At 69.1% G+C, this 395-nt stretch carries 1 protein-coding gene; it reads left to right on the top strand.

The annotated features are described in order from the left end of the window. Positions 1 to 128: 128 nt before the first annotated feature. Positions 129 to 395: hypothetical protein (locus tag I6F37_RS43675; RefSeq protein ID WP_225154934.1), on the top strand; the 267-nt coding region annotated here is incomplete at its 3' end.

Raw genomic sequence — 395 nt, 5'->3', positions numbered from 1 at the left:
TTGCAACGCTGTTGGCCGTGACGGCGCCGCACCCAGTAGTGCAGGTGTTGGTGCCCGTGACCCGCACGCGCACCGTGCGGTTCGCATCAAGGCCGGTCAGGACGTACGTGCCGGCGGTCGCGCCTGCGATGTTCACGCAGCTCGCACCCGACTGGTCGCAACGCTGCCACTGGTACGTGTACGCCGGCGCCGGCGTACCCGCCCAGGTGCCGTTCGCGGCCGTCAGCGTCTGCCCCTGCGTCACCGTGCCCGAGATCGTGGGCACCACCGAGTTGGAAGGAGCGATACCCGCGATCACCACCGTCTGCGCGGAGTTCGCTGGAGTCGACCCACCTGCGTTCGTCGCGGTCACGACGGCACGGATCGTTGCGTCCACGTCCGTGCCTGTCAGCACG

Source organism: Bradyrhizobium sp. NBAIM08 (assembly GCF_020193935.1).
GTDB lineage: Bacteria > Pseudomonadota > Alphaproteobacteria > Rhizobiales > Xanthobacteraceae > Bradyrhizobium > Bradyrhizobium yuanmingense.
The sequence above is the reverse complement of the archived record's forward strand: the minus strand, read 5'-3'. Positions and strand labels throughout refer to the sequence as shown.